Below are 26,917 nucleotides of genomic sequence, written 5' to 3'. Positions count from 1 at the left end.
GGTCGCCGCCCGTGGCTCACGATCAGTCCCCGGTGTCGCCGTTCTGGTCCGCGCGGCCGGGCGGCGTGAGCGGGTTCATCGCGGTGAAGTCCCGGGGCACCAGGTCGAATCCCTGCCAGTGCATCGGCATCGGGCTCTGGTCCTCGTCACGCGGCACATGGTGGTAACCGACACGCACCCACATCACCGGATCGGTCAGCGTCTCCCGGTTCCTGACGAAGTCGAGGATGGTCCGGCTGTCCAGCGGGCACTCCGGGTCCGCGGCGTTGTCGCTGGCCCACTTCTCGCACAGGTTCTTCTGGGTGAAGGTCACGTCGGGTTTCGTCGTGGCGCTCCCCTCGTACCGGTCGTCCGCGCCCGTGGCCAGCTCGTAGGAACGCTGATGCCCGTCGGTGTTCCGGCTCGCCGGGCTGACCAGCCGCCACCACCGCTCGTTCGCCTTGGCGAAGGTGCCCTCCCGGGCGATCGTGGTGCGCGTGGTCTCCAGCTTGGTGTTCACGTCGCCGGCCCCGGCCGTCGCGGTGTCGTACTGCTCGACCCGCTCGCCGCCCTTGCCGCCGATGTTGAAGTCCACCCGCCAGAACGCGTTGTGATAGTGCATGTTGGCGTGGTCGTGGTCGCCCGCGCCGATCGGCCACCCGTGGGCGGCGTCGGAGTACGCGCCCGGCGCCAGGTCACCCGTCGCGCCCAGGCGCGCCGAGATCTGCCCGTCGTCGTGCAGCCGGTACTCGGTGACGTACTCGTACCAGCTCAGTTTGCTGACGGTGCGCAGCACCAGGTCATGCCCCTGCTTGGAGTAGAGCGTGCCGACCTGCTGCCCGGTGTCGTCCACCTCGTCGTCGTGCGCCCGGTAGGCCAGCCCGGAGGCCTCGGCGCTGACACAGAGGACCTCGCGCCGCGTCGGCGTCAGGGCGCCGTCGGAGCCGACCCGGACCGAGCCGCCCTTGCAGTCGTCGCCGCCGAGGGTCTCCGTGCTGAAGCCGCCGAGCCCGATGGCGGTGAGATCGTTGAACTCGGCGTCACCGGTGTCGTAAGGGACGTGCAGCTGCGCGAGCCTGATCGACTCCAGCACCTGCACCGGCTCGGGATAGCGTTTCGTGGAGACGACCACGCGCTCCAGCACGAGTCCGGCCTTGTCGTGGATGCGCCAGCAGAGCTGCCACGTGGTGCCGTTCGGCAGGGTCTCCTTGACCGAGGCCGAGGCGCCGCAGCCCGGCACCGGCGCGGCGCGGGCCACCGAGGGCACGGCCGCGCCCCACAGAGCCGACAACATCAGGAGTGCGACGGCCCCAGCGGTCCTTCGATACGTCATGCTGTGCTGTCCTCACTCACTGGAGCCGGACGACAGTGCGCCCGGAGAGGTCGACGATGAGATCGATGACGTTGATGTAGTGGCCGTCCGCGGTCTTCACGATCAGCTGGACGCAGCGGCTGCGGCCGCACTGGCCGGCGTTCTGGCCGGGTGTCTTCGCCGTGTAGATGTGCGCGGTCGGGACGAGATCCGCTGTGCCGCTCAGCTCCGTGCCGGTTGCCTGGCGGTACGCCTGCTTGAACCCGGCGCTGAGCGGGTCGGCGACCAGGAGATCGAGAGCTGCCTTCGCCTCGCGGGCCGACGCCGGCGGCTGCATCCCCGCGGCGGAGTACGACTTGACGAGCCGGCCGGCCGCGAGATCGACGACCTGCTTGATCAGCTTGTCCGTCCGGTAGTCGTAGTAGTACAGCTCGGCCTTGCGGCCGCCGGTGTCGGTCTTCAGCTCCGCGGAGAGGTACTCCGGTCCCGCGGCGCCGCTCACGTCCTCGGCGCCGGACGCGAGCTCCGGGGTGAGGGCCACAGTGCGAGCCCGGCCGACCTCGGTGCCGGTCAGCGGATCGAGGCCGGCCCCGGTCGCCGCCTCCGGAACCGGGGACGGCTGGGACACCCGGGGTTGCTCAACCGCCGCACCCGACGTGGCCGTCGGTGTCGTCGGTGCGGCGTTCGCCTGCCACGAGGCGAGCCCGAAGGCGGTCACGGCGGATGCCGTCGCGATGCCGAGGCCCCATCCCCATCGTCGATATTGATTCACTGTCCTCGTTCCTCCCCGTCGGAAAATCTGTTCCTGCCGGACCGGCCGCGCGTGGTCCGGCTCAGCTCGCTTCCCGTCGCGCGATGCGCGCACAACCGATGGCCAGCGGCACACCCACCCACACGGCGACGGAGACGACGAAGCGCGCCCACTGCCCGCCCGACAGCGCCCCTTCGGTGAGTGGCAGCGTCGTGAGATCGAGGTCCAGCCACTGGGCGGACGCCTGGAGCCCTCCGACGGCCTCGGTGGTCACGGACCAGGCGAACGGGATGATGAAATACAGGATGATCGCCAGCGGGGTGTTGAGCAGCAGCGCCCCGAAGGCCATCCCCAGCAGCATGTTGACCAGGTGGAGCAGCACCAGGTTGGCCGGGAGATGACCCGGCACGGCCCAGGTCACCTCGGCGCCGCCGGTGATGTCGCCGACGAACCCGCCCACCGCGGCAGCGACCAGGCAGGCGGCGGCCGCGCCGACCCCGACGATCGCACCCGCGGCCGTCTTGGCCGCGATGAGCCGCTGCCGGCGCGGAACCAGGGTGAAGGTGGTCAGAATGGTGCGCTGCGACCACTCGCTGGTCATCGCGAGGATGCCCAGCACCGGCAGCAGCAGCGTGGTCGGCACGGCTGTCACCCAGACCAGATCCGCGTACGTCCGCTGCCCGTCACCGGCCATCAGGGTGAGCGTCACCGCGGCCGCGGCGACCAGCACGACGCTGGCCAGCAACCAGGCCCCGGATCTGGTGTCGGTCAGCTTGCGCAGCTCGACGAGGGTGAGCCGGCCGAGCGACGGCGGCTGCGGGCGGGATGCCGCGAGGGCGGCCCCCGCGGTGGGTGCGGTGGGCGTGGCACTGCTCATCGGTCGGCTCCCTGAACGTCGGGGACGGCGGCGTCGGCGGAGGTGAGGTTGAGGAACAGGTGCTCCAGCCCGCCGGAGGACGGCCGCAGCTCGGTGATGAGGACACCGGCGTCGCCGGCCAGCCGGGCGATGGACTCGGCCGGCGCCTTCACCACCAGTCCGCCGTCGGTGGCATCGGTGAAGGCGACGCCGGCACGCAGCAGGGCGGCACGCATCGCCGCCGGATCGTTGGCGCGCACCTGGCTGTCGCCGTCGGCCAGCAGGTCGCGCGTGGCGCCGGCGGCCACGATGCGGCCACCGTTGATGACGATCAGCCGGTCGGCGACCGCCTCGACCTCGCGCAGCAGATGGGAGGAGAGCAGCACCGTGCCGCCGCGCTCGGCGAAGTCCCGCAGCAGGCGCCGCATCCAGAAGATGCCCTCCGGATCGAGCCCGTTGGCCGGCTCGTCCAGGATCAGGACCCGGGGATCGCCCAGGAACGCCTGGGCGAGGCCGAGTCGTTGACGCATGCCCAGGGAGTACGCCCGGACACGCTTGCGGGCTGCGGCACCGTCCAGCCCGACCCGGCGCAGGGCGTCGGGCACGGTGGCCCGGTCGACGCCCAGCGTCAACGCGGTCAGGGTCAAGGTCTCCCGGCCGGTGCGCCCCGGGTGCTGGGCCGAGGCGTCGAGCAGGACACCGACGTGCCGGCCGGGATTCGGCAGGTCTCGATAGGCAACGCCGTCGATGCTCGCACTGCCGGCCGACGGCACGGAGATCCCGCAGATCATCCGCATCGTGGTGGACTTGCCGGCCCCGTTGGGACCGAGGAAGCCGGTGACGGTTCCGGGCGCACACGTGAACGAGACATCGTCGACGGCGGTGTGCCCACCGTAACGCTTGCTGAGGTTCCGAACGTCGATCACGCTGAGAAGCCTGCCGGTCGGCGGGCCCGTCCCGCAGCGGCCGCCGGGCGACCCCGCGGGCTCCGCCGTCTAGTTCGGACACCGCATCTCTCGACCTGCGACCACCGGAAATAGCCTTAGGTAGCCTGCCGGATAGACCTTCGGCGGCACATGCCGGCCAGCCGCATCGCCTAGGGTGGCCCCGTGAGCGACTCCGGGCCTTCGGTCGGCACGACCCCGCTCCCGCCAGGATCCCGGGTGGCCACCTCCCTCGTTCCCGATCATCCCTGGTTGCTGCCCAGCGACCTCACGGCCGCCGAAGGCGGCCCGGTACGCCGCTCCACCCGCGACTGGATCGTCGACAGCCTGTGCTTCCTGGCTTCGTTGATCTTCGTGGCGATGGCCGCCGCCGACCCCGGTCATCAGCAGGACGGCTTGGTGCCCGGTGCCGGCGCACTCCGTCCGGCCTGGCTGATGCCGCTGGACCTGCTGGCCGGGTTGCTCGCCACGGGCGCGCTGTGGGTGCGCCGCCGCTGGCCGGTGGCCCTGTCCTCGGCGCTGATCGTGCTGTCCACGCTGTCCACGACGGTCTTCGCCGCCGAGGTGGTGCTGTTGCTGACGGTGGCGGTGCACCGCCGCCTGCTGGTCGCCGTCGCCCTGTGTGCCGCGTTCGTGGGCGCGGGCGCGGCGCTCGGCCTGATGCGCCCGGACGCCGGCATGGACGCGGGAAGCAGCGCCGTACTCAATCTGATCTTCGGGGTGTGCCTGCTCGCGTGGGGGATGTTCATCCGGGCCCGCCGCCAGCTGATGCTGTCCCTGCGGGACCGGGCCCACCGGGCGGAGTCCGAACAGCGGATGCGGATGGAGCAGGCCCGCGAGCGGGAACGCACCCGCATCGCCCAGGAGATGCACGACGTGCTCGCGCATCGCATGTCCCTGTTGAGTCTGCACGCCGGGGCACTGGAGTTCCGCCCCGACGCGCCGGCCGAGCAGATCGCCCGGGCCGCCGGGGTGATCAGGGAGAACGCGCACACCGCGCTGGAGGAACTGCGGGCGGTGATCGGCGTGCTGCGGGAGGCCGACAACGAGGACGCGCCACAGCGCCCGCAGCCGACCATGGTGGATCTGCCCACCCTGATCACCGAGGTCCGGGAAGCCGGGATGCGGGTGGAGCTGTGCCTGGGGATCAGCGAGACGGCGCAGGTCAACGCGGCAATCGGGCGGACTGTCTACCGCATCGTCCAGGAGGGCCTCACCAATGCCCGCAAGCACGCTCCCGGGGCGCAGGTGACCGTCACCGTCGCGGGCGTCCCCGGCGACGGTGTCACCGTCGAGATCCGCAACCGCCGGCCGGTCGGCACGCCGGTGCCGATCCCCGGCGCCGGCGTCGGCCTGATCGGGCTCGCCGAGCGGGTCGACCTGATCCACGGCCGGCTCGAGCACGGACAGGCCCCCGACGGTGACTTCCGCCTTCGGGCCTGGCTACCGTGGTCGGGGTGACCGAGATGACCGAGACGATTCGTGTCCTCATCGCCGACGACGATCCCCTGGTCCGTGCCGGACTATCCATGATCCTCGAAGGGATGCCGGACATCCGGGTCGTGGCCGAGGCGTCCGACGGCAGCGAGGTGGCCGAGGCGGTCGCCGCACACCGGCCCGACGTGGTGCTGATGGACATCCGCATGCCTCGGATGGACGGCCTGACCGCCATCGAGGCACTGCACCGCACCGCGCCGCACACCCCCCAGGTGCTGATGCTGACGACCTTCAACGCCGACGAGTACGTGCTGCGGGCGCTGCGGGCGGGGGCGGCCGGGTTCGTCCTGAAGGACACCCCGCCCGCGAAGATCGTCCAGGCCGTCCGGCAGGTGGCCGCCGGCGAGGCGACCCTGTCCCCGGCGGTGACCCGGCGACTGATCACCTACGTCACCGCGGATCCGGCCGACACCCGCCGGCAGCACGCCGAGCAGGCGATGGACACCCTCACCGACCGGGAGCGGGAGGTGGCGGTGGCCGTCGGCCGGGGCTGGCCCAACGCCCAGATCGCGGCCGAACTGTTCGTCAGCGTCGCCACCGTCAAGGCATGCGTCTCGAAGATCCTCACCAAGGCGGGACTCACCAACCGCGTGCAGATCGCCCTGCTGGTCCACGACGCGGGACTGCTCTGACCGACGGCGCGCACAGGCGCCCGGGGCTCGCGGATCACGCGGAGCGGGGCGTGACCCGGCGTGATCCGCGAGCCAGAACTAGGCGCTGTACCGGTAGGCGCGGATGACCGTCTGGGTGACCGACGTCCCCGCGGCGTCGGCGGCGTGGATGCGCACCGACACGAAGCCGCTCCCGCGGGGGTGCGTGACCACGGCGAGAGAACCCGGGCCCTTCGCTCGGACCGGGGTCTTCCGCCAGGTCTTGCCGTCGTCGTACGACACCTCGAAGGACAGGTCGCGCACGGCCACCGGCTTGCCGGTCTGGTCCTGGGCGAGCAGTGGGACGGCCAGCTCCCGTCCGGCACCGGCCACGCCGTCGCGGTCCAGCCGGGGCGTGTACCGGACGGTGAAGACCGGGATGAGCACCTGAGCCTCGGTCGGCGGCCGCGCCGAGGCGAAGGTGAAGACCGCGTCCACCCGGGTCGCGAACGGGCCGGCGCCGGCGCCGGCGGTCTGCTCCACCCGGTAGACCGCGCGGCGCGCCGGCAGCTCCGCGGCACTGACGACGGTCGCGTCGCTCTCGGCCACCAGCTCGCCGCCGCGGTACAGCTTGGTGGTCACCGGCCTGGTCGTGTCCACGCCGGCGTGGCCGGAGACGTCACCGACCGCCGGAATGTTCGCGACCAGCTCGTCACCCTGCCGGGAGAACCACGGAGCGGGCCCGTTGAAGACCGGCCCGAACGGCGCCCCGCCCCACTCCTCGGACGACCGGCTGCCGGGACGATAGGACCGCACGGGCCCGACCAGCCAGGATCCGTCGATGTCTCCCCACTCGTTCGGTGTGCCGATCGTTGTGGAGACGCCCCAGCGAATGCCGGGGGTGGTGCTGTAGTAGTTGGTTCGCACGCCGGGCGCCGCGACGGCGACCGATCCGGCTGACAGTGACCTGCCGCCGTCGTCGATCGCCTCGAACAGCTGGTTCGCCGCCTGCCCGGCGACGTGGTTGTGCACCCGCTGCGACTGCGCTGCCAGCTCCGCCGTCGTGAAGCTTCGGGTGTGACCGGCCAGCAGCCGGTCACCGGCGACGTGTTCGGCGAGGTGATAGGCGTACGGGCTGCGGACACCGCGATCGCCGGAGCCGCGCTCGACCCAGTTGCTGCCGACGAAGCCGGCGAGGGGCCCGCTCGACGGGGCCGGTCCCACCCGGCCGACGCGCAGTCCGCCGAAGCCGGGCTGGACTGTTCCGTAGGAGATCTCGTGCCCGTCGACCCTGGTCGACACGGTGACGGCCGCCGTGACGGCCTCGGCCGAGGCACGGGGAACCCGCTGGGTGACCGTGGCCGCGGTGCGCGCGTCGAAGGTGACCGTCGTGTCGGCGTCGATGTCCAGCAGCGGCTGGAAGAGCATCGCCTGCTGGGAACCGTCGCCCCCGGCCGACGTGTCGATGTGGCTGCCGGTGGTGTACCGGCCCTTCGGGATGCGCAGGGTCACCGTGCCGCTCGGGTCGTACGGCAGGAGCAGCACGTCGCCCTCGGGCTGGTAGACCTGGCTCAGGTAGGAGCTCGCGGGCTTGCCGTCGAGCCCGATGTGACGCAACGTCAGGCTGTAACGCTCCGGCTCCCTGTCCACGGCCACCGGGACGGCGATCGACGCCGGGCCGCCGGTCGCGGTCAGCCAGCCGCTGTACAGCACATCGGGAAGGTCGCCGCGGGTGTCGGCCGTGACGGTGACGCTCGCCGTGCCTCCCGCCGGGACGTCGATGCGCCGGGCGCTCAGCGTGAACACGCCCTCCGGCGCCGGCTCTGCGCCGGCGGTCAGCGACAGCCCCAGGTCGAGCGTCAGGTCGGCGTCGCCGGAGTTGCGGAGGGTGACCACCCGGGAGAGCGGGACATCGTCGGAGTGTGGCCAGCGCGCGACGCCGAAGGAGAGCGACGGCGGGTCCGCGGTCAGAGGTTCGGCCAGCACGCGGGCCACGTTGACCCGGCCGGCGCCCTGGCGCAGCACGGTGGCCGAGCCGGTCCGGTCGGCGGTCGCCATCAACGCCGCTTTCAGCTGCGGCGCGGTCCAGTCCGGACGGGCCTGTGCCAACAGGATCGCGGCACCGGCGACGTGCGGGGTGGCCATCGACGTGCCGTCCGCCCGCACATAGGACTCGGGGAAGTCGGGAGCGGGCTCACTCAGTTCGGTGCCGGCCGCCCGGGCCGCGACGATGCCCACGCCGGGTGCGGTGAGGTCCGGCTTGATCGACCCGTCGCTCACGGCCGGCCCGGTGCCGGAGAAGTCGGCGACAGCCGCGTCGTCGTCGACCGCCCCGACGGTGAGAGCGGCGGCGGCGCTGCCCGGGGAGTCGATGGTGGCGGCGTCCGGGCCCGAGTTCCCCGCCGCCACCACGAACAGGGCCCCGGTCTGCGCGGTGAGCGTGTTGATCGCCTCTTCGAGCGGGTCGAGGCCCGGGAGGTCACGCTCACCGAGGCTCACGTTGACCACGCGAGCGCGTTGCTCGACCGCGGCCCAGTGCATCCCGGCGAGAACGCTGGAGTCGGCGCAGCGCTGCACCGAGCACACCTTGCCCGCCAGCACGGTGGCCTCCGGTGCCACACCCTTGTACTTGCCCGCCGAGGCCGCTCCGGTGCCGGCGATCGTCGAGGCCACGTGCGTGCCGTGGCCGTCGCGGTCGTCACCCTCCTCGGTCGTGAAGTTCTTCCAGACGACCCGGCCGGCGAGGTCCTGATGCGTGGTGTCGACCCCGGTGTCCAGGACGGCGACCGACATGCCCTTACCGGTGAAGCCGGACTGCCAGGCCGCGGGCGCCCCGATCTGCGACACGCTGCTGTCGAGCAGGGGGCGTCGCATCCCGTCCAGCCAGATCTTCGCCACCCCGCCGGTGGTGTCCGGCCGGCCCGCCCGGGATTCCGCGGTGACGGCGTCCCACAACCGGGTCACGGTGTCCTTCCCGGCGGTCACCGCGACACCGCGAATTGCCGGCAGGTCACGGTCCACCCGGGCCCCGGCAGCCGTCACCGTCCGTCTCGTCTCTCCCGCCGATCCGGCCGACCGGTGACGCAGGATGAGCGGGACCGACGATCGCGCGGCGTCGGAGTGACCCGACTCGATCAGTGCGGTGACGTCGAAGAGCCTGCGGTCCACCTTGTCGGTCTGGACGAGTGCACCCGCGTCGGCGGGGATCACCATCAGATGCCCCCGCACCACGGACGTCGCGAACGTCATGCGTTCCCGCCCCGCGGCCGGCTCGACCGCGGCGGTGGTCGCACCGGCCGCGGGCAGGGTGACACGGTCGCCGGTCACCAGGGTCACCGTCAGCGGATGTGACCGCGAGGCCGCCGGGGACACCGGCGGCGCGGGCGCGACCGGCGCTGTCGTCGCGTGTGCCGCGCTCGACGCCGTGACCGCGGCGACGAGCGCCACGGTCGTCACCAGCCGCGACCCACGTCTCGCTCCGGCACCGCCGGCCCTGCGCCGACCACGGCTCTGCTCCTGCACGGGGTGATCTCCTCATCGACAGCGATCGGCGGAGCCCCTCTGCACGCGACGGACACGCGGCGAGAGAGGTGGTGACTTGCGGCGGGCGACCTTACGACGGGTGCCGGTCGGCAGGGCGGTCATCGCCAGGCGATGATGGCGCTGATAACCATGATCACGGCCGCCACGGTGACGATTATGGGCCAGGTCTTCGAAGCGGATCCGAGACGACGCAGGCGCATCAGAAGATAAGCCAGGAGCAGGAGGCCGACCGCGCCCACCGCGGTCCAGACGGAACTCCCCACGACACCGGGGGAGGTTCTCAGGAAAAATGAGGGAACGGCCAGGAACAACATGGCGAGAAACCATTCGCCGTCCTGCACCGGCTTGCTCCCGATCGACTGCGCATCGCGATCTTTTCCAGGAGAGGAGTAACTCATTTAAATGATCCTCCAAGAATGCTTGCAACGTTCGCCGTATCGGGACAAGGTACCGCATCCGGATGGACGGGATCAATCCTCCCGCCCACCCGGATGCGTTTGTTTAATTTGCTACTACCCGTTGATTCGTGTCGATCAGAGGAACTGGCGGATCAGCTCGTAGATCCAGAGGAGGTCGTTGCCGAGAGCAGCGGCCTTGATGGCGATCTGGACCGGACGGGGCAGGCCGTTGAACCAGCGCTGGAAGGCGGCGTAGCCCGCGCGAACGGCATTCGCTGCCGCGTTCCAAGCGGCGCCGACGGCGCGCTTGACGGCGTTGAAGATCTTCCGGCGGGTGATGGTCGGGTCGACCTCGCCGGCCACCGTGGTCGCGCCACCCAGGCCGGAGGTGGTGCTGGTGGAGGCAGCGCCCGCAACCGAGACGGTTGCCGGTGCTGCCACCGTAACCGTCACGGCCTGCGTCCGCGTGTGCGCCGGAGAGGCGGAGGCCGCGGCGGCACCGGTGAAGCTGAACGCGGTGGCCGCCAGCGCCGTCACGACGCCCATGCGGATCATGCGGTTCTTCATGGTCGGTGGTTCCTTTCGTTTTTTGTCATCAGGGCAGCCGTCAACCGTCGAGGTGTTCCCGGGGTGGCGCTCGAGGCGAACGGAAATACGTCAGGCGGCGCCGGCTTGATCAGAGCCGGATCCCGCTGACGCAGCAAATGCCGGAGGAAGAGCTCATGGCGACACTGATCTCCCGCGATGCACGGAGAAACGTCCGCTTCTGCAAGCGGGTCGGCTCAGCGGGGAGACAGGGCTCGATGGTCCTGGTGCGGCGCAGCCGAGCAACGGTGAATGCTTCATGCTGTATGCGAAACCGGCACCAGACCTGGATAGCCAAGTCGTTGTGACGTCCTCCCCCGAGGGACGAGAACAAGCTAACAGTCCGGAACGATCCGCGTCAATGAGCAATCTTTTTTTGTTGCCGATACCTGGGATGACCTGCAATGGCGAGGAAAAGCGCAGCCGTCACGCGCGGGGCCGAACCGCCTGATGACGATTCGGCCCCGCGTGGACACCATTGTCCGGCGCCCCCGGTCACATTGAGGAGCGCATGTTTTTTCTTGGTGAACATCTTCCGAACCACCGGAACAGGGATCAGCCGGCGCGGCGCACCGTTCCCACTTCCACAGCGCGTGGGTCCCTGGACAGACGCGTCGCCCAGCCCGGCGGCGGGGCCGGGCGGGCGCCGAACACCGGAGTCCGCACGACCTCGATGGCCGGGCCCGCCGGCTCCGCCTCGGCGTCGGACTCGGTCTCGGTCTCGGTCTCGCCGGACGCGAGTTCGCGGCGCAGCGTCGTCAGCGCACGGACGGTCTGGCTGCGCACCGTGCCCGGCGCACAGCCCAGAACCCGTGCGGTCTGCTCGACACTCAGGTCCCCGAAGAATCGCAGCGAGAGCACCGCCTGCTGGCGTGGGCCGAGTTGGCGCATCGCCGCCACGAGGACGGTCCGTTCCTCCACCGCGGCCAGATCGACGGGCACCCGGGCCCGGTCGGCCACTGTCGGTGTCGACAGCTCGTGCCGCCAGCGCCAGCGCCGCCGTTCGGTCAGGAAGTTGCTCATCACCACCTGCCGGGCGTACGCCTTCAACTCGGCGCGCCGGCGTAACTCGGGCCAGCGGCGATAGATCTTCCACAAGGCCATCTGGACGAGATCATCTGCTTCGTGCCAGTCACCGCAGACGTTGTAGGCCTGCTGGCGCAACCAACTCCGCGTTGCTCTGGTGAACATCTCGAATTCGCCATCGGTGGCCGTGACGGCCATCAGCTTTCCCCGTTTCCCCCGTGCGATTGGCGACCGGTGTGCAGCGCACCGTCAGAGCTACGTCGTGTACTCCTATGGCCCCTCCTCGCCGTTGCCGCCAGGGACGTCCGCACTTGCGGGTGAGCTGAAGCGGGACCGCGAGCCCGGGGATGAACGGCCCGGCGCGCACGCACTCGGCAACTTCATCGAAATCTTGGCGGTTGCCGTACTTTGGCATGGATTGTCGCCATGAGCAAGAGCCTTTGACAGATGTTGCGGTGACGCCGAACAGCCCCCTTCATCGCGCGTGCATACGCGCGCGCGAGAGACCCGGAAAGGCTCTTGAGCAGGGATTACGCGGCAGGCAGACGGATCGGCGCCGGCCGCTGCGACAAGGACAGCGATCGATGCAACCTTTCAGCGGCTCCACGTCGTGTAGCAAGTGGACATGCCCTGCAAGAGATCGATGAAGGGAACGAACAGATGCCCGACACCGCGGTACTGGAAATTGATGTCGACCTCGATCACCCGGCCGGCGACCTGGAGGCGGAGATGCTCGAGTTCGAGCGCGCGCTCGAGTTGCAGTCCACCGAGGCCGCGCGGAGCTGGTTCTCCGCCATCGGCGTCTGCTGCTTCTGAGCCACGGCTCGAACGACGATGACCACCCATGATCTTTCCGTCCCGCTCAGCGACGAGGATCTCGTCCGGAGTCTTCGGCGTGCCGCTCCGTTGGCCGAGCGCCCCTCAGCGGACGGCACACCGCTCGACCCCGGCCGGGTGGCTCGAGCTCAGGAACGGAAAGAGCAATGGCGCCGGGCATCGCCGTTCGGCCTGGACGAGCAGAAGGACGCGACGTCTCCCCGCGTCGGCGTGGCCGGCGGTGCGCCACTGTGGCGCCGCCGGCTCGCTGCCGCGGGGATGGACGAACCAGGCCTGCTCTTCATGCTCGCGGCGCGGGCACCGGACGAACCGCGCTGGGCAGCCGGCCTGCTGTCCGCGTACGCCGCCGGGAACACCCTGGAGGCCGGCAAGCCCTCCGGGAACCCGCCGTTCCGGCCACTGACCGACCCACTGACGCGCCGGCTCCACCGAGACCTCACCTCGGTCCTCGCGACCGTCCCGCAGGATCGTCTGCCGGCCCCCGAACATGTGGCCGACCTACTGCTGCGCGGATTCCGGCCCCGCCTGGACGCCGCGGTCCAGCGCACCTGTCTGCTGGAGCTGGCCGCCTTCCGGAAGGCGCAGGCACACGAAGGACGGACCACCGAGGACAACTTCGCGGTCTTCCGGCAACGGCTGGGTGACCCGCGGGAGCAACGCCGGCTGCTGAGCCGCTATCCGGTCCTGGCCCGGCATCTCGCGATCACCGGCCAGGCATGGGTGGCCCAGGCCGCCGAACTGGTGACCCGCCTGGCCGACGATCTTCCCGAGCTGGTCCGGAGGTTCGCCCCGGAGCGCGACCCCGGATCGATCGTCGATGTTGTCACCGGTCTCGGAGATCCGCACCGAGGGGCACGAACGGTGGCCGTGGTGCGGTTCGCGTCCGGGTTGCGCGTCGTCTACAAACCTCGCCCCTCGGCGATCGACGGACACTTCCAGGAGCTGCTCGCCTGGATCAACGAACGCGCACCGGGTCTCTCCTTCCGGGTGCTGCGCTGCTGGGACCGTGGTGATTACGGCTGGATGGAGTACGTCGAGCCGGCGCTTCCCGACGGTCACGACGCCACGCTGCGGTACCACCGGCGGCAGGGCGGCCTGCTGGCGATCCTCTACCTGTTGCACGCCGGTGACTTCCACCAGGAGAACGTGATCCCGGCCGGGGACCAGCCGGTGCTGGTGGACCTGGAGACGCTGCTCCAACCGGAGATGCCGTCGCTGCGGCCGCACGGCGAGACGAGCGCGGAGAACCTGGCCGCCGACCTCGTCTCCGGGTCGGTTCTGCACACCGGGCTGCTGCCCGTGCGTTCCACCCCCTGGGGCACCGGACAGGCCGGCATGGCGTCGGCGGCAGCGGCCCGGCCGGCCCGGGCAGCGGTGCGCAGTCCCACCGTGACCGGCGTGGGCACCGACCGCATGCGGATCAGCCTGACCCATGCCGGCGAGCCGCCGCCGGACCGGTCGGGCGAGATCGCCACCCGGGACCAGGTGGATCAGATCGTGCGCGGATTCACCGAGACCTACCAAGTGTTCACCGAGCACCGGGAATCTCTTGCGGCGCCGGACGGCCCGCTGGCCGCGTTCGCTGCCGACGACGTACGCGTCCTGGTCCGCGACACCATGACCTACGCGGTGCTGCTCAGCACGTCGTACCATCCCAGCCTGCTGACCGACGGCCTGGACCGGGAGCGCCACTTCGATCGGTTGTGGAGCGAGGTCGCCCGGCGGCCCGGGTTGGCGCCGGTCACCGAGGCCGAGCGGCAGGACCTCTGGCAGGGTGACATCCCGGTGTTCAGCACCGGAGCCGCGGACGGTCCGATACGCGACAGCCGTGGCATCGCCGTGCCGGGCATGCCGGTGGTGCCCGGCCTGCGGATCGCCCGGTCGATCCTGGACCGGCTCGGCACCGACGACCTGGCCCGGCAGATCTGGCTGGTCCGGGCCTGTCTCGCCGTCAACGGCATGCAGAAGGAACAGAGGTTCCTCTTCCCCCGCTATCGGACCGGCCCGGCCGAGGAGCCGGCGCCCGACAGCCGGATCGCCGGTGCCGCGGCAGCGATCACCGCGCGGCTGGCGGACCTCGCGGTCCGCGAGGGACGGTATGCCACGTGGATCGGCGCCCAGTTCGGGTTCCATCACAGCTGTGCCGTCGGCGCCCTCGGTCCCGGTCTGCACGACGGGTTGCTGGGCATCGCCGTCTTCCTCGCCCGGTACGCGGCGATCGCCGGCGACCGGCCGGCCCGGGACCTGGCCCGGGACACGGTGCGGACCGCCCTCGCCCAGATCCGGCGGGGCATGCTCGGCCGGGCGGTCGGGCTCGCCGGTCTGGGCGGCGCGATCTACGGGCTGAGTCACCTCGGGGCATTGTGGGCGGACGAGCGCCTGCTCGACGAGGCCACCGGGATCGCCGAGCGCTTGCCTGCCCTGCTGGCGGCCGATGAGCAGCACGAGGTGACCGAGGGCGCCGCGGGCGCCTTGTTCGGCCTGGTGTCGCGCTATCACGCCCGGCCGAGTGGCATGGTGCTCGATCTGATCCGGACGACCGCCGACCAGCTGGTCTCGGCGCAGCGGGCGTACGGCGGCGGGGCCGGCTGGCTGCCGGCGGAGCTGCGGCGACTGGAGATCGCCGATCAGCCGCTGGCCGGATTCGGGCACGGCACCTCGGGGATCGCCGCCGCGCTGCTCGCCGCGGGCGCACTCCTCGGCGACCAGGCCTACGCGCAGGCCGCCCGGCGCGGATTCGACTACGAGCGGGACCTCTACGATCCGGAGGCCGGCCACTGGCGGGACATCCGCGACCACTCCCGGACCGGTGAGGTCACCGTCAGCTTCGACGACGGCTCGCCGCGGACCGGCCGGTCGGTGGCCTGGTGTCACGGTTCTCCCGGAATCGGTCTCGCCCGGCTCCACGCCGCTCAGGCCGAGTCCACGCCACCACGTCCGGAACTCGCCGAGGAGCTGTCGGCCGCGGTGGCCGACACCCTCGCCGGCGGGTTCGGCAACGGCCACTCACTGTGCCACGGCGATCTGGGCAGCCTGGACTTCCTCCAGCTGGTCGCCGACCGGACGGGCGAGACGGCCCTGCGGCATCAGGTTCGCCGGCAGGCCACGACGGTGCTGGACACCGTCGAACAGACCGGCTGGCACTGCGGGCTGCACCGCGACATCGGGCTGCCCGGCCTTCTCACCGGGCTGGCCGGCATCGGTTACGGCCTGCTGCGGCTGCATTCCCCCGAGCGCGTGCCCTCCGTGCTGGCTCAGGAGCCGCCCCCACCCCGGTGAGCAGGACGCGATCAGAGCCAGTCGTGCTCGCGGGCGTACCGCGCGGCGTCGTGGCGGGTCTGGGTCTGGGTCTTCTGCATGGCGTTGGAGAGGTAGTTGCGGACGGTCCCCTGCGCCAGGTGCAGGCGGGCGGCGATGTCAGCGACCGAGTAACCCTCGCCGGTCACCCGCAGCACGTCGAGTTCGCGGTCGGTGAGCGGGCAGTCGTCGATGACGGCGAGCGCGGAGACGTCCGGGTCCACCCAGCGCTTGCCCTCGTGCAGCCGGGCGATGACCGAGGTGATGTGCGCCGGCTCGGCCGACTTGCTGACGAAGCCCTGCACGCCGAGCTTGAGGGCCTTGCGCAGCACGCCGGGCCGGGCGTGCCGGGTGAGCATGAGGATGACCTGCTCCGGGCGTGCCGCGCGGATCTGGGCGACCGCGCCGAGGCCGTCCACGTTCGGCATCTCCAGGTCGATGACCAGTACGTCGGGCCGGTGCCGCAGGGTCGCCTGCACCGCGGTCACGCCGTCCTCCGCCTCGGCGAGCACGGTGATGTCGCCCTCCAGCGGCAACAGCGCGGCCAGGGCCTTGCGCAGCAGAGCCTCGTCGTCGGCGAGCACCACGGTCGTCATGACAGCACCGCCGCGGTCACGAACTCGCCGTCCTTCTGCGTCACGGTCAGCTCGCCGCCGTCGTCCGCCACCCGTTGCCGCAGGGCGGAGAGCCCGCGCAACTCGGGCAGGGCATCGCCGTTCGCGCCGTCGTTGACGATGGTGATACCGAGCCCGGTGAGGGTGATCCGCACGCGGGTGGCCTGGGCGTGCCGCAGGATGTTGGTCGTCGTCTCGCGCAGGACCTGCCCCAGCATTTCGCCGGCGCGCGGCTCGGTGTCGGCGGCACGGTTGATCCGGACCTGGATGCCGGCCGCCTCGAACAGGTTCTTGGCGTTCTCCAGCTCCGCCGACAGATTGAGCCGGCGCTGGGCGTACGCCAGCTCCTTGGTCTGTGTGATGGTGTCGCTGACCAGCTCGTGGATCTCGCGGAGCTCCTGTTCGGCCCGGTCCGGGTCGCTGCGCACCAGTCTGCGCGCGAGCGTGGTCTTCAGTTTCACCACGTGCAGCGTGTGGCCCTGGATGTCGTGCAGGTCGCCGGCGAAGCGGACCCGCTCGCGGATGACGGCCAGCTCGGCCTCCCGCGCCTTGGACTGCTCCAGCTCGCGGATCACGTCGTAGAACCCCTCGTTGGGGAATTGCAGGATGGTGACCAGCAGCGTCACGCCGGTGGGCACCACGAGAAAGCTGACCAGGTCGCCGCGCACGTCGCCGGAGTAGGTCAGCAGCCGCACGGCGGCCACCCCGGCGACGTAGCCGACCAGCACGACGCCGGCCGCACGGCGATACCGGGGCAGCCGGGGCGCGATCAGCGAGCCCACCACGCAGAGTCCCCAGAAGGCGTTGCGGCTGTCGAACGCCCACGCGCCGAGCGGCCACACCACCAGAGTGATCAGCAGGGTGGGTGCGATCACCCAGGGGCGGAACAGCTCGCCCGCGGCCCACCGCTCGGCGGCGACCAGCGCGGCGAGCACCCCGGCGGCGAGGACCGCCGCCTCCCCCCAACTGCCGGCGTCGAACGCCACCACGAAGACGCCCGCGACAGCCAGGATCGGCAGCGTCAGGACGACGTTGAGCCGGTGCAGCCGGTCCTGCGTCGGCGCGGTGAAGCGGAGCGATCTTGCGGTCACCTGTCCAGTATTCGGGGGGACCGGTACGCCGGACAGTGACACCACGTCATCAGTTGCCGTGACACCACGCCACTGATCGTCGCGGTTCGCAGCGGGTGTCATGGAGGGCATGACGATCGAAGTCGAAGCACTCAACGTCAGGTTCGGCGACTTCCACGCGGTACGGGACCTGAGCTTCCAGGTGCGGCGCGGCGAGTTGTACGCCCTGCTCGGCACGAACGGGGCCGGGAAGACGTCGACCCTGGAGACCATCGAGGGACACCGGCGGCCCAGCTCGGGCACGGTGCGGGTGTTCGGTCATCGGCCGGACGACCGCAAGGCCGTCCGGCCGCGGACGGGCATCATGCTGCAGGACAGCGGATTCACCCCCGACCTCACGGCCGGTGAGTCGGTCGCGCTCATCGGCCGGCTCTCCGGGCGCACCGACGCGGTCGACCGGGTGCTCGACGTGGTGGACCTGACCCGTAAGGCCGGCACGAAGGTCGCCCATCTCTCCGGCGGCGAGAAGCGCCGGCTGGACTTCGCCACCGCGATCTGGGGCACACCGGAACTGCTCTTCCTGGACGAGCCGACCACCGGCCTGGACATCCAGTCGCGGGACGCCCTCTGGGGCGCCGTGGACCGGCTCCGCGAGAACGGCGCCACCATCGTGCTCACCACGCACTACCTGGAGGAGGCGCAGCAGCGCGCCGACCGGATCGGGCTCATGCACCAGGGCGTCTTCCAGCGGGAGGGCACGGTCGCCGAGCTGACCCGGACGCTGCCGGCCGTGATCCGGTTCTCGGTGCCGCGCGGCGCACCGGCGCTGCCGTTGCCGGCAACCGCCGAAGGCGACGGCTTCCTGATCGAGACCTTCACCCTGCAGAAGGACCTGCACGTGCTGCTCGGCTGGGCCGAGGACCACGGTGTGGAGCTCACCGAGCTCACTGCCGGGCCGACCCGGCTGGACGACGTCTTCCGCGCCATCACCGCCTGAAAGGGAACCACCATGCTCACCATCGCGCTCAGCGAGCTGCGCCAGATCTTCCGGAACCGCCTGGTGCTGGTCACCAGCCTGATCATGCCGATCGCGGTCAGCGCGTTCTTCGTCTACCGGCATGAGATCTTCGCGTCGGCCGCCAGCCTCGGCTACATCGCGGCGATCGTGATGTTCACGATCGGGGCGTTCGGGCTCTACACCACCGCGGTGACCACGCTGGCCACCCGTCGGCAGAACCTCTTCCTCAAGCGGCTGCGGTCCACCGCCGCCGGCGACCGGCAGATCCTCGTCGGGCTGCTCCTGCCGGTCACCGTCCTGGCGCTGGTGCAGGTGGTGACCATCCTCACCGTGCTGGCCACGGTCGCCGACCGGCCGGACAACGTGCCGCTGATGGGCGCCGCGGTCCTCGCCATGATCGCCATGATGGTAGGCCTGGCGCTGGCCACCGCCGGTCTCACCAACTCGCCGGAGCACGCCCAGGTGACCACGCTGCCGGTCAGCCTCGGCGTCATCGCGGTGGTCAGCTGGGTGGGCATCAGCGGCACCGCGGAGCTCACCCTGCTGAAGCGGCTGCTGCCCGGCGGCTCGGCCACCGAGCTGGTGATGAACGCCTGGAACGGCGGTGCCGCGATCGGCGACTCGCTGTTGCTGCTGGCCCCGACGTTCAGCTGGGTCGTGGTGGCGGTGGCGCTGGCCGCCCGGATGTTCCGCTGGGAACCGCGCCGCTGACCCCTCGGGGCCGTTCCGGATCTTTTTTGTTTAGGACGCGCGGGGAGTTGGGCACTAGGGGTGCCACGCATCGCAAGGCAAGTGCATCGCAAGGCAGAAGCTAGGAGCCCCATGACCGCCGTCGCTGTTTCCGCAAGCCGCACGTCCGACTCCACCAGGACCACCGATGCGGCAAGCGAATTGATCGCTGCGATGGCGGCACTGCCCGCCGACCACCCGTCCCGGCCCCGGGTCCGCGACGAGGCGATCGAGGCGTGGCTGCCGCTGGCCCGCCACCTGGCCAACCGCTACGCCGGCCGCGGCGAGCCGGTCGACGACCTCCAGCAGGTCGCCGTGATGGGCCTGATCAAGGCGGTGGACCGCTTCGAGGCCGACCGCGGCGTCGACTTCGCCGGCTTCGCGATCCCGACCATCGTCGGCGAGCTCAAGCGGCACTTCCGCGACCGCACCTGGTCCATCCGCGTGCCCCGCCGGCTGCAGGAGCTGCGCCTGGCGATCACCGCGGCGAACAACGACCTCGCGCACACCCTGGGCCGCTCCGCCACCGTCGCGGACATCGCCGCCCACCTCGGCATCTCCGAGGAAGAGGTGCTGGAGGGCCTGGAGGGCGCCCGCGCCTACAACTCCACCAGCCTCTCCACCCCGGCCAACGCCGAGGGCAGCACCACGCTCGGCGACACCCTCGGCGAGCAGGACAACGGCTTCGAGCTGGCCGAACTGCGCGTCTCGCTCGGGCCGGCCCTGGCCACCCTGGACGAGCGCGAGCAGAAGATCGTGAGCCTGCGCTTCTACGGCAACCTGACCCAGTCGGAGATCGCGCAGCAGATCGGGATCTCGCAGATGCACGTGTCCCGGCTGCTCTCCAAGGCCCTGGTCAAGCTCCGCCGCCACATCGACGGCGCCGCCTGATCACCGCACCCCCCGCACGTCCGCGCCGCCGAGGGCCATCCTCGGCGGCGCATTTTTATGACCTTCGCATCAGCCGCCGGCCGGTTGTCCGGAAGAGACGAAGACGACCATGGCGGACCGGGGCTGACCGTTGTGCCGATGCGGCGGTGGCAACTAGGTTGAGGTCAGTCATCTGCGGCAACGCGAGGGAAACCGGTGAGAGTCCGGTGCGGTCGCGCCACTGTGACCGGTCCAGTCCTGGGCCGGGAGTCAGGAAGCTCGCCTGCCGCAGCCCCACGAACGGGACGCGTCATCCCGTAGGAGGTCTGGTCTTCATGTCCGACGTTCGATCCGCCCGGCCCACCGCCGCCCCGGCGATCTCCCGCCGCCTCGCCGGCACCGCAGCCGGGGTCGTCGCCACGATGCTGCTGCTGGCCTACCTGGTCGCCTTCGACAACGGCGCCGTCTCGCAGAGCGGCATGTTCCTGCACGAACTGATGCACGACGGCCGGCACCTGCTGGGCGTTCCGTGCCACTGACCCACCGATTCGGCTCCCTCCTGCTTCGCGGCCTGCTCGCCGGGCTGATCGCCGGGCTGCTGGCCGGCGGTTTCGCGTTCGTGTTCGGGGAGCCGCACGTGGAGGCGGCCATCGCGATCGAGGAGGCCGCCGCGCACGCGTCCGGCGACGCCGGCCACCACGACGGGGAGCCCTTGGTCAGCCGGGGCGGGCAGAAAGCCGGTCTGGTGCTGGCCACCACGCTCTACGGGGTGGCCGTCGGCGGTATCCTCGCCGTCGCGTTCGCGCTGCTGCGGGGCCGGCTGCGGACCCGCAGCGACAGCCGGGCCGCGCTCCAGCTGGCCGGCTCGGCGCTGCTCGGCGCGGTGCTCGTGCCGTTCGCAAAATATCCGCCGAACCCGCCCGCGGTCGGCGACCCGGCCACCATCAACCAGCGCACCTGGAGCTATCTGGCGGTGCTGGTGCTCGGGCTGGTCGCGGTCTGGGCCGCGGTGATCGCCGCGCGCACCCAGCGGACCGAGTCGCGGCGGGCCGCCGCGGCCGTGGCCGGCTTCCTGGTCGTGGTCGCGGTCGCCTACCTGCTGCTGCCCCGCATCAACGAGGTGCCGGCGACGTTCCCGCCGGCGCTGCTGTGGGACTTCCGGATCACGTCGCTCGGCGTGCAGGCGGTGCTGTGGACCGTGCTGGGCCTGGCGTACGCCGCCTTGCTCACCCCGCGCACCACCCACGCCGAGCCCGCGCCCGTCCCGCAAACCAGTGTGTGAAGTTCGGGTCCGTATCGGACCCGAACTTCACACACTGATCGCGCTCCGGCCCGCGAGTGTGGTGACTTGGGGTGCGCACGGGACCCCAAGTCACCACAACGGTGCGTCAGAAGTCGTCGTCGAAGCTGACGGAGCCGGTCACGCCGACCTGATAGGCCGAGACCCGCCGCTCGAAGAAGTTCGACAACTCCTGCACGTCCTGCAGCTCCATGAACGCGAACGGGTTCTTGCTGCCGTAGACCGGCTCGATCCCCAGCGCCTGCAACCGCCGGTCCGCGACGTGCTGCAGGTACTCCCGCATGTCAGTCAGCGACATCCCGGAGACGCCCTGCTCCAGCAGGTCCGCCGCGAACTGGACCTCACACTCGACCGCCTCGGCCAGCATGTCGCGGACCTGCTGCTCCAGGGCCGCGTCGAACAGGTCGGGCTCCTCCTGCCGCACGGTGTCGACCACGTCGAACGCGAACGCCATGTGCATGCTCTCGTCGCGGAACACCCAGTTGGTGCCGGAGGCGAGCCCCTGCAGCACGCCGCGGGAGCGCAGGAAGTAGACGTACGCGAAGGCGCCGTAGAAGAACAGTCCCTCGATGCACGCCGCGAAGCAGATCAGGTTCAGCAGGAACGCCCGCCGGTCGTCCTTCGAGGTGAGCGTTCGCAGCTCGAAGACCGAGTCGATCCACTTGAAGCAGAACTCGGCCTTGCGCGCGATCGACGGGATGTTGTCGACCGCGGCGAACGCGGCCTGCCGCTCGTCGAGGTCGGGCACATAGGTGTCCAGCAGGTTCAGATAGAACTGGACGTGCACGGCCTCCTCGAACAGCTGCCGGGACAGATAGAGCCGGCCCTCCGGGGAGTTGACGTGCTGATAGAGGTTGAGCACCAGGTTGTTGGCGACGATCGTGTCACCGGTGGCGAAGAACGCCACCAGCCTCGACACCAGGTGCCGCTCGGCGGGTGTCAGGCCGGCCAGGTCGGCGAGGTCGCCGTGCAGGTCGACCTCCTCGACGGTCCAGGTGTTCTTGATCGCGTCCTTGAAGCGGTCGAAGAAGTGCGGGTACTTCATCGGCCGCAGGGTCAGGTCCATTCCGGGGTCGAGCAGCATTACTGGCAGGCCTCACAGGATTCGGGGTTCTCCAGGGAGCAGGCCTCGGCGGCGGTGACGGCCGGTATGAGGGAGACCGTGGCCTGCTGGATCCGGGTCGCCGGACGCGACCGCAGGTAGTACGACGTCTTCAGGCCGGCTTTCCACGCGTACAGGTACATCGACGACAGCTTGCCGATGGTCGGCGCGGCCAGGAACAGGTTCAGCGACTGTGACTGGTCGATGTACGGCGCGCGGGCGGCCGCCAGGTCGATCAGCGCCCGCTGCGGCAGCTCCCACGCGGTGCGGAACAGCTCGCGCACGTCGGACGGCAGCTCGGCGATGCCCTGGACCGAACCCTCGGCCCGCTTGATCGCCTCCCGGACCGCGGCGGTCCACAGGCCACGGGATTTCAGCTCGCGTACCAGATAGGTGTTGATCTGAAGGAACTCGCCCGACATGGTCTCGCGCTTGAACAGGTTGCTCACCTGCGGCTCGATGCACTCGTAGCAGCCGGCGACGGAGGCGATCGTCGCCGTCGGGGCGATCGCGACCAGCAGCGAGTTGCGCAGCCCGTGCGCCGCGATCCGGGTGCGCAGCGCGGCCCAGCGTTCCGTCTGCGAGACCGTCGCACCCCAGAGGTCCGGGTGCAGCTCACCCTTGGCGGCCCGGGTCTCGGGATATGCCGGGTGCGGGCCGAACTGCTCGGCGAGCGCGGCGGAGGCCTCCAGGGCGGTCAGGAAGATCTCCTCCTGCACCCGGGTGGACAGCTCGCGCGCCGCCGCGGAGTCGAACGGCAGCCGCAGCGTGAAGAACGCGTCCTGCAGTCCCATCAGCCCGAGGCCGACCGGGCGCCAGCGCGGGTTGGACGCGGCCGCCTGCCGCGCCGGGTAGTAGTTGATGTCGATCACCCGGTCCAGGAAGACCACCGCGGTACGCACAGTCGCGCGCAGCTTCTCCCAGTCCACCCCGCCGGCGGTGGTGTGCGCGCCCAGGTTGATCGAGCCCAGGTTGCAGACCGCGGTCTCGTCGTCGGAGTTCACCTCGAGGATCTCGGTGCACAGGTTCGACAGGTGGATCACGTTGCCGGCAGTGCCGGTCTGGTTCGACAGCGCGTTGGAGCGGTCCTTGAACGTCATCCAGCCGTTGCCGGTCTGCGCCAGCGTGCGCATCATCCGGCCGTAGAGGTCGCGGGCCTTGACCGTCCGCACCGCCTTCTTCTCGGCACGCCGGTAGGCCTCGTCGAACTCCGCGCCGTACAGGTCGGGCAGTTCCGGCGCGTCCGACGGGTCGATCAGCGACCACTCGCCGTCCGCCTCGACCCGGCGCATGAACTCGTCCGGGATCCAGTTCGCCAGGTTCAGGTTGTGCGTGCGCCGGGACTCCTCGCCGGTGTTGTCCCGCAGTTCCAGGAACTCCTCGACGTCCGGGTGCCACGGCTCCAGATAGACGCAGGCCGCCCCCTTGCGCCGGCCGCCCTGGTTGACCGCCGCCACCCCGGCGTCCAGGGTCTTCAGGAACGGCACGATGCCGTTCGACTTGCCGTTGGTGCCCCGGATGAGGGCGCCGCGCCCGCGGACCCGGCTCCACGAGATGCCGATGCCGCCGGAGAACTTCGACAGCTTCGCGACCTGGTGGTACCGCTCGTAGATCGAGTCGAGCTCGTCCTTCGGCGAGTCGACCAGGAAGCACGACGACATCTGGGTGTGCCGGGTGCCGGAGTTGAACAGCGTCGGTGAGCTGGGCAGGTACGCCAGCGACGACATCAGCCGGTAGAACCCGGTGGCCTCCGCGGCGTTCTGCGACAGGCCGCAGGCGACCCGCATCAGCCAGTGCTGCGGTGTCTCGATGACGGCCCGGGTGGTGGGGTGCCGCAGCAGGTACCGGTCGGCGACCGTGCGCAGGCCGAAGTACTCGAACCGCAGGTCACCGTCCACGTCCACAGCCGCGTCCAGCACCGTGGCGTGGGCCGCGACGAACTCCGCGGTGCCGTCACCGATCAGGCCCTGCGCGTGTCCCAGGCGGATCGACTCGCTGAAGCTGGTGACGCCCTGCTCCCGGACCTCCTCGTCGACGCACGCGGCGAGCAGCCGCGCGGCCAACTTGGAGTACTGCGGCTCCTCGCCGATCAGTTCGGCGGCCGTCTGGATCGACAGTTTGTCCAGCTCGGCGGTGGTCGCGCCGTCGTAGAGGCCGCTGATCGTCCGGGTGGCCACCCGCAGCGGGTCCACCTCGTCCAGGTCGGCGACCCACCGCTCGACCGCCTTGACGATCTTGTTGACGTCGACCGGCTCCAGGTCGCCGTTGCGTTTGCGCACCCGCATCGCGTGCCGGCGCTGCTCCGGCAGCACGGTTTTGTCCGGTGTGAGTGTCATGCCCTCTCCTCGCGAGCACGCGGGAGGCAGACACCACCGTCCCCGGCGCACGCGGGCAGCCGGGGCCGAACTGGCGTCGGCCGTCCCACGCGGCCTTCGACCGCCACACGCGGTGCGTGCGGCGCGCTGGCAGGTCTTCGGACTCGTGGGCGTCCTGCTCGCTCCTACTGGCCGTCGCTTCCCAGGCTCGCGCCCAGTGCTTCATGACGGCTGTCGTTCCCACTCACCGCTGCGGGGCAGTCCCGGTTTCCCACCGGGTTCCCTGTTGCCTCGGCCGGCCCGTTGACAGGGCCGGTCGAACCAGCTGCGTGGCACACCATATCTGGGTGGCTACGGAAAAGTCATACCCACATGGTGTGTCGGACGAAGATCACCCGGACTGACCTGCCGGCGCCCGGATGACCGAGAGCGTCAGCGGCGCGGGCATCGTGGCGATACCCGGCCCGCCGTCGCGCACCCAGGCAGCGATGTCGGTGACGATCACGTCGTCGAGGACCAGCCCGAACCACACCGGACGAGCGCCCCGCCTGCGTGCGGCCGGCGCCGGATGCACGACCACGACGTTCGACTGCGCGCATGCGTCCAGGCACAGGCTGGTGCGTACCCGATGATCCGCACCCATCGCCTCCCGCAACCGCTCCACCTGCCCGGCGTGATCCACCGCCGGATGTTTCCCCACGCTGCCGCAGCAACAGTCCCGGCACACCGTCACCGTGCAACCGGCAAGGCTGTTCTCGCCCACTCGACCTCTTTCGCCAAAACCATTCTGCGGGTACGACCGGACGACCCGTTCACGCCGGTCCCCGCGCCAGCACCGCCGCCCACGTGCGACGGCGCGCGTCCTCCGGGGTGAGCACACAGTCGCCGCAGGTGCCGCCGCCCGGAATCCGGTAGTACAGACAGCAGTTGCGGCGCACCAGGAACCAGCGTTCCCGCGCGGGATCCGGCCGGATGAGATCCGCGGCCCCCCGCAGGGGCGGCACCTGCAGCGCCGCCGCCACGACCGCCGCGGCCCGCTCCGCCACCCCGGGCTCCGCGTCGGCGATCATGCCGGCCGCCCCGCCCAGCGCCGACGCCACGTTGCCCCACAACACCTGCGGCGACAGCACGAACCGCTCGCGGAACACCTCCAGCAGAGGCTCGACCTGCCGCCGGAACACCTCCGCCGGCTGCTGCCCGCCGACCGCGCCCAGGTCCCGCCAGGCGATCGGCACCGGCCCGCTCCCGACCGGCCGCCACCACATCCGGTCCGCATCCGGCAGCGGCAGCACACCGGTGACGGCCACCGCGGCGACCAGCGGCGACAGCAGGCGCGAGGCGAGCCCCAGAAAGATCGTCGAAGCGACCGCCCGCTCCTCGAGCTCACCCGGATCGAGCCCACCCATCCGCGCCAGCGTCTCCCGCCCCGCGCCGACCCGTTCCGCGATCACCTCGGCGTCGAACAGCTCTCGCAGCGGCCGCCACCCGGCCCCGCCGTCGTAGCGCTCCCACGCGAAATAGGCCCCGAACCGGGCGGCCGCCCGCAGCGCCTCCCCAGCGCGGTCGTCAGACACGACCCTCACGGTACGGCCCGGCCACCTCGGCACCGTGACGCGCCATCCAGCCCAGCAGATCCTCGAAGATCCGCTCCGCCTCCCGCAGCCCCGACGCCCGGTGATCGTCACGGGCCCGCCGGAACCGGGCGGCCAGCGCCTCCACCACCTCCGCCGGCGTCACACCACCGTAGGCGTCACACATCAGCCGGGTCTTCCGCGCCTGCTCACCCACCGGCACCTCGGCACTGGTCAGATCGGCGAACCCCCACACCGCTTGCGCGAAGTCGTCCACCCGCCGCCCCGGCCCGGCATCGTCCTCGAAGTCGATGATCGCGACCGCCCGCTCCCCACGGAACACGGTGTTGTGCGGCCCGAGATCACCATGACAGACGACCTCCGCCCCCTCCCCCGTCGCGTCATGGAAGGCCCTGATCAGCAGCGCCGCGCTCCGGATCCGGCCGTCCGGCACCAGGTAGGGCCCATCCTTGACGTCCATCACCTCACCGTCGATGAACGTGACGACCTGCCGCCCCTGCTCGTCATAGCCCACCGGCTCCGGCGCCCCGGTGAACCCGGCGCCGGCAAGCCGCCGCAGAAGCTCATCCACATAGGCCGACCGCTCGTGCGCCGGCCGGCGCATCGTGTCCCCCACCCGGACCGGCCGCGCAGCCAGCCACCGGGCGTATCGCGCTCGCTCCAGGCTCCCGCTCATCCCACCAGCATCCGCG

At 70.9% G+C, this 26,917-nt stretch carries 24 protein-coding genes and 2 riboswitches; of the genes, 9 read left to right on the top strand and 15 right to left on the bottom strand.

The features are described 5' to 3' along the window. Positions 1 to 22: 22 nt before the first annotated feature. The 4 genes from AC0NH5_RS39215 to AC0NH5_RS39200 form a co-directional block, all read right to left on the bottom strand. Positions 23 to 1,312, bottom strand: coding sequence for a copper amine oxidase (locus tag AC0NH5_RS39215; protein WP_474412822.1), 1,290 nt, complete (start codon positions 1,310 to 1,312; stop codon positions 23 to 25). 16 nt (positions 1,313 to 1,328) lie between these two features. Further along, positions 1,329 to 2,009 carry a hypothetical protein gene (locus AC0NH5_RS39210; RefSeq protein ID WP_474412820.1) on the bottom strand — a complete coding sequence of 227 codons (681 nt, stop codon included), beginning with the start codon at positions 2,007 to 2,009 and terminating at the stop codon, positions 1,329 to 1,331. Positions 2,010 to 2,124: 115 nt separating this feature from the next. After that, positions 2,125 to 2,919, bottom strand: coding sequence for an ABC transporter permease (locus AC0NH5_RS39205; protein ID WP_474412818.1), 795 nt, complete (start codon positions 2,917 to 2,919; stop codon positions 2,125 to 2,127). After that, positions 2,916 to 3,824 carry an ABC transporter ATP-binding protein gene (locus tag AC0NH5_RS39200; RefSeq protein ID WP_474412817.1) on the bottom strand — a complete coding sequence of 303 codons (909 nt, stop codon included), beginning with the start codon at positions 3,822 to 3,824 and terminating at the stop codon, positions 2,916 to 2,918. Before AC0NH5_RS39200 ends, AC0NH5_RS39205 begins: the two co-directional genes overlap by 4 nt. Before the next feature lie 237 nt (positions 3,825 to 4,061). Between AC0NH5_RS39200 and AC0NH5_RS39195 the strand changes: the two genes are divergently transcribed. After that, complete coding sequence (locus AC0NH5_RS39195; protein ID WP_474412815.1) at positions 4,062 to 5,303, top strand: sensor histidine kinase; 1,242 nt, start codon at positions 4,062 to 4,064, stop codon at positions 5,301 to 5,303. Between the two features lie 5 nt (positions 5,304 to 5,308). Next, entirely contained in the window at positions 5,309 to 5,971 is a 663-nt protein-coding gene (locus AC0NH5_RS39190; RefSeq protein WP_474412867.1) for a response regulator transcription factor, read from the top strand. A 78-nt stretch (positions 5,972 to 6,049) separates the two neighbouring features. Here the strand turns inward: AC0NH5_RS39190 and AC0NH5_RS39185 are convergent, their stop codons facing one another. The 4 genes from AC0NH5_RS39185 to AC0NH5_RS39170 form a co-directional block, all read right to left on the bottom strand. After that, the gene (locus tag AC0NH5_RS39185) at positions 6,050 to 9,385 is read right to left on the bottom strand and encodes a S8 family serine peptidase (protein WP_474412813.1); all 3,336 of its coding nucleotides are present in this window, start codon (positions 9,383 to 9,385) and stop codon (positions 6,050 to 6,052) included. 185 nt (positions 9,386 to 9,570) lie between these two features. Continuing rightward, entirely contained in the window at positions 9,571 to 9,870 is a 300-nt protein-coding gene (locus AC0NH5_RS39180; protein WP_474412811.1) for a hypothetical protein, read from the bottom strand. Between the two features lie 135 nt (positions 9,871 to 10,005). Next, on the bottom strand, positions 10,006 to 10,437 hold the full coding sequence (locus tag AC0NH5_RS39175) for a hypothetical protein (protein WP_474412809.1): 432 nt from the start codon (positions 10,435 to 10,437) through the stop codon (positions 10,006 to 10,008). Between the two features lie 573 nt (positions 10,438 to 11,010). Further along, the gene (locus tag AC0NH5_RS39170) at positions 11,011 to 11,679 is read right to left on the bottom strand and encodes a sigma-70 family RNA polymerase sigma factor (RefSeq protein WP_474412807.1); all 669 of its coding nucleotides are present in this window, start codon (positions 11,677 to 11,679) and stop codon (positions 11,011 to 11,013) included. A 462-nt stretch (positions 11,680 to 12,141) separates the two neighbouring features. Between AC0NH5_RS39170 and AC0NH5_RS39165 the strand changes: the two genes are divergently transcribed. Both AC0NH5_RS39165 and AC0NH5_RS39160 read left to right on the top strand, forming a co-directional pair. Next, the gene (locus AC0NH5_RS39165; protein ID WP_474412805.1) at positions 12,142 to 12,297 is read left to right on the top strand and encodes a hypothetical protein; all 156 of its coding nucleotides are present in this window, start codon (positions 12,142 to 12,144) and stop codon (positions 12,295 to 12,297) included. Positions 12,298 to 12,315: 18 nt separating this feature from the next. Then, positions 12,316 to 15,597, top strand: coding sequence for a type 2 lanthipeptide synthetase LanM family protein (locus AC0NH5_RS39160; RefSeq protein ID WP_474412803.1), 3,282 nt, complete (start codon positions 12,316 to 12,318; stop codon positions 15,595 to 15,597). Positions 15,598 to 15,608: 11 nt separating this feature from the next. Here the strand turns inward: AC0NH5_RS39160 and AC0NH5_RS39155 are convergent, their stop codons facing one another. Together AC0NH5_RS39155 and AC0NH5_RS39150 are read right to left on the bottom strand one after the other, a co-directional pair. Then, complete coding sequence (locus tag AC0NH5_RS39155; RefSeq protein ID WP_474412801.1) at positions 15,609 to 16,211, bottom strand: response regulator transcription factor; 603 nt, start codon at positions 16,209 to 16,211, stop codon at positions 15,609 to 15,611. After that, positions 16,208 to 17,320 (bottom strand): sensor histidine kinase, encoded by a 1,113-nt coding sequence (locus AC0NH5_RS39150; protein ID WP_474412799.1) that lies wholly within the window; start codon positions 17,318 to 17,320, stop codon positions 16,208 to 16,210. Before AC0NH5_RS39150 ends, AC0NH5_RS39155 begins: the two co-directional genes overlap by 4 nt. Before the next feature lie 109 nt (positions 17,321 to 17,429). Here AC0NH5_RS39150 and AC0NH5_RS39145 point away from each other — a divergent pair, with 109 nt between their 5' ends. From AC0NH5_RS39145 to AC0NH5_RS39125, 5 genes are all read left to right on the top strand, one after another. Then, on the top strand, positions 17,430 to 18,296 hold the full coding sequence (locus AC0NH5_RS39145; RefSeq protein ID WP_474412797.1) for an ABC transporter ATP-binding protein: 867 nt from the start codon (positions 17,430 to 17,432) through the stop codon (positions 18,294 to 18,296). A 12-nt stretch (positions 18,297 to 18,308) separates the two neighbouring features. Then, the gene (locus AC0NH5_RS39140; protein ID WP_474412795.1) at positions 18,309 to 19,028 is read left to right on the top strand and encodes a hypothetical protein; all 720 of its coding nucleotides are present in this window, start codon (positions 18,309 to 18,311) and stop codon (positions 19,026 to 19,028) included. Between the two features lie 111 nt (positions 19,029 to 19,139). After that, the gene (locus AC0NH5_RS39135; protein ID WP_474412793.1) at positions 19,140 to 19,937 is read left to right on the top strand and encodes a SigB/SigF/SigG family RNA polymerase sigma factor; all 798 of its coding nucleotides are present in this window, start codon (positions 19,140 to 19,142) and stop codon (positions 19,935 to 19,937) included. A 148-nt stretch (positions 19,938 to 20,085) separates the two neighbouring features. Further along, positions 20,086 to 20,217: riboswitch (cobalamin riboswitch) on the top strand. Positions 20,218 to 20,251: 34 nt separating this feature from the next. Continuing rightward, positions 20,252 to 20,455, top strand: coding sequence for a CbtB domain-containing protein (locus AC0NH5_RS39130; RefSeq protein ID WP_474412791.1), 204 nt, complete (start codon positions 20,252 to 20,254; stop codon positions 20,453 to 20,455). After that, complete coding sequence (locus AC0NH5_RS39125) at positions 20,446 to 21,198, top strand: CbtA family protein (protein WP_474412789.1); 753 nt, start codon at positions 20,446 to 20,448, stop codon at positions 21,196 to 21,198. Before AC0NH5_RS39130 ends, AC0NH5_RS39125 begins: the two co-directional genes overlap by 10 nt. Before the next feature lie 106 nt (positions 21,199 to 21,304). Here AC0NH5_RS39125 and AC0NH5_RS39120 read toward each other — a convergent pair whose 3' ends face one another. From AC0NH5_RS39120 to AC0NH5_RS39100, 5 genes are all read right to left on the bottom strand, one after another. Further along, complete coding sequence (locus tag AC0NH5_RS39120) at positions 21,305 to 22,300, bottom strand: ribonucleotide-diphosphate reductase subunit beta (RefSeq protein ID WP_474412787.1); 996 nt, start codon at positions 22,298 to 22,300, stop codon at positions 21,305 to 21,307. Then, a complete protein-coding gene (locus tag AC0NH5_RS39115) occupies positions 22,300 to 24,654 on the bottom strand; it encodes a ribonucleoside-diphosphate reductase subunit alpha (RefSeq protein ID WP_474412785.1) in 2,355 nt (784 codons plus the stop codon). The genes AC0NH5_RS39120 and AC0NH5_RS39115 overlap by 1 nt, the downstream gene beginning before the upstream one ends. A 111-nt stretch (positions 24,655 to 24,765) precedes the next feature. Continuing rightward, positions 24,766 to 24,975, bottom strand: a riboswitch (cobalamin riboswitch). A 49-nt stretch (positions 24,976 to 25,024) separates the two neighbouring features. After that, entirely contained in the window at positions 25,025 to 25,366 is a 342-nt protein-coding gene (locus AC0NH5_RS39110; RefSeq protein ID WP_474412865.1) for a hypothetical protein, read from the bottom strand. 79 nt (positions 25,367 to 25,445) lie between these two features. Continuing rightward, entirely contained in the window at positions 25,446 to 26,207 is a 762-nt protein-coding gene (locus AC0NH5_RS39105) for a (2Fe-2S)-binding protein (RefSeq protein WP_474412783.1), read from the bottom strand. Then, complete coding sequence (locus AC0NH5_RS39100; protein ID WP_474412781.1) at positions 26,200 to 26,901, bottom strand: phosphotransferase; 702 nt, start codon at positions 26,899 to 26,901, stop codon at positions 26,200 to 26,202. Before AC0NH5_RS39100 ends, AC0NH5_RS39105 begins: the two co-directional genes overlap by 8 nt. Positions 26,902 to 26,917: the final 16 nt, after the last annotated feature.

This window comes from Actinoplanes sp. 13 (assembly GCF_056134165.1).
Note: the sequence above shows the minus strand (reverse complement) of the source record. Positions and strands in the feature narration are given on the sequence as shown.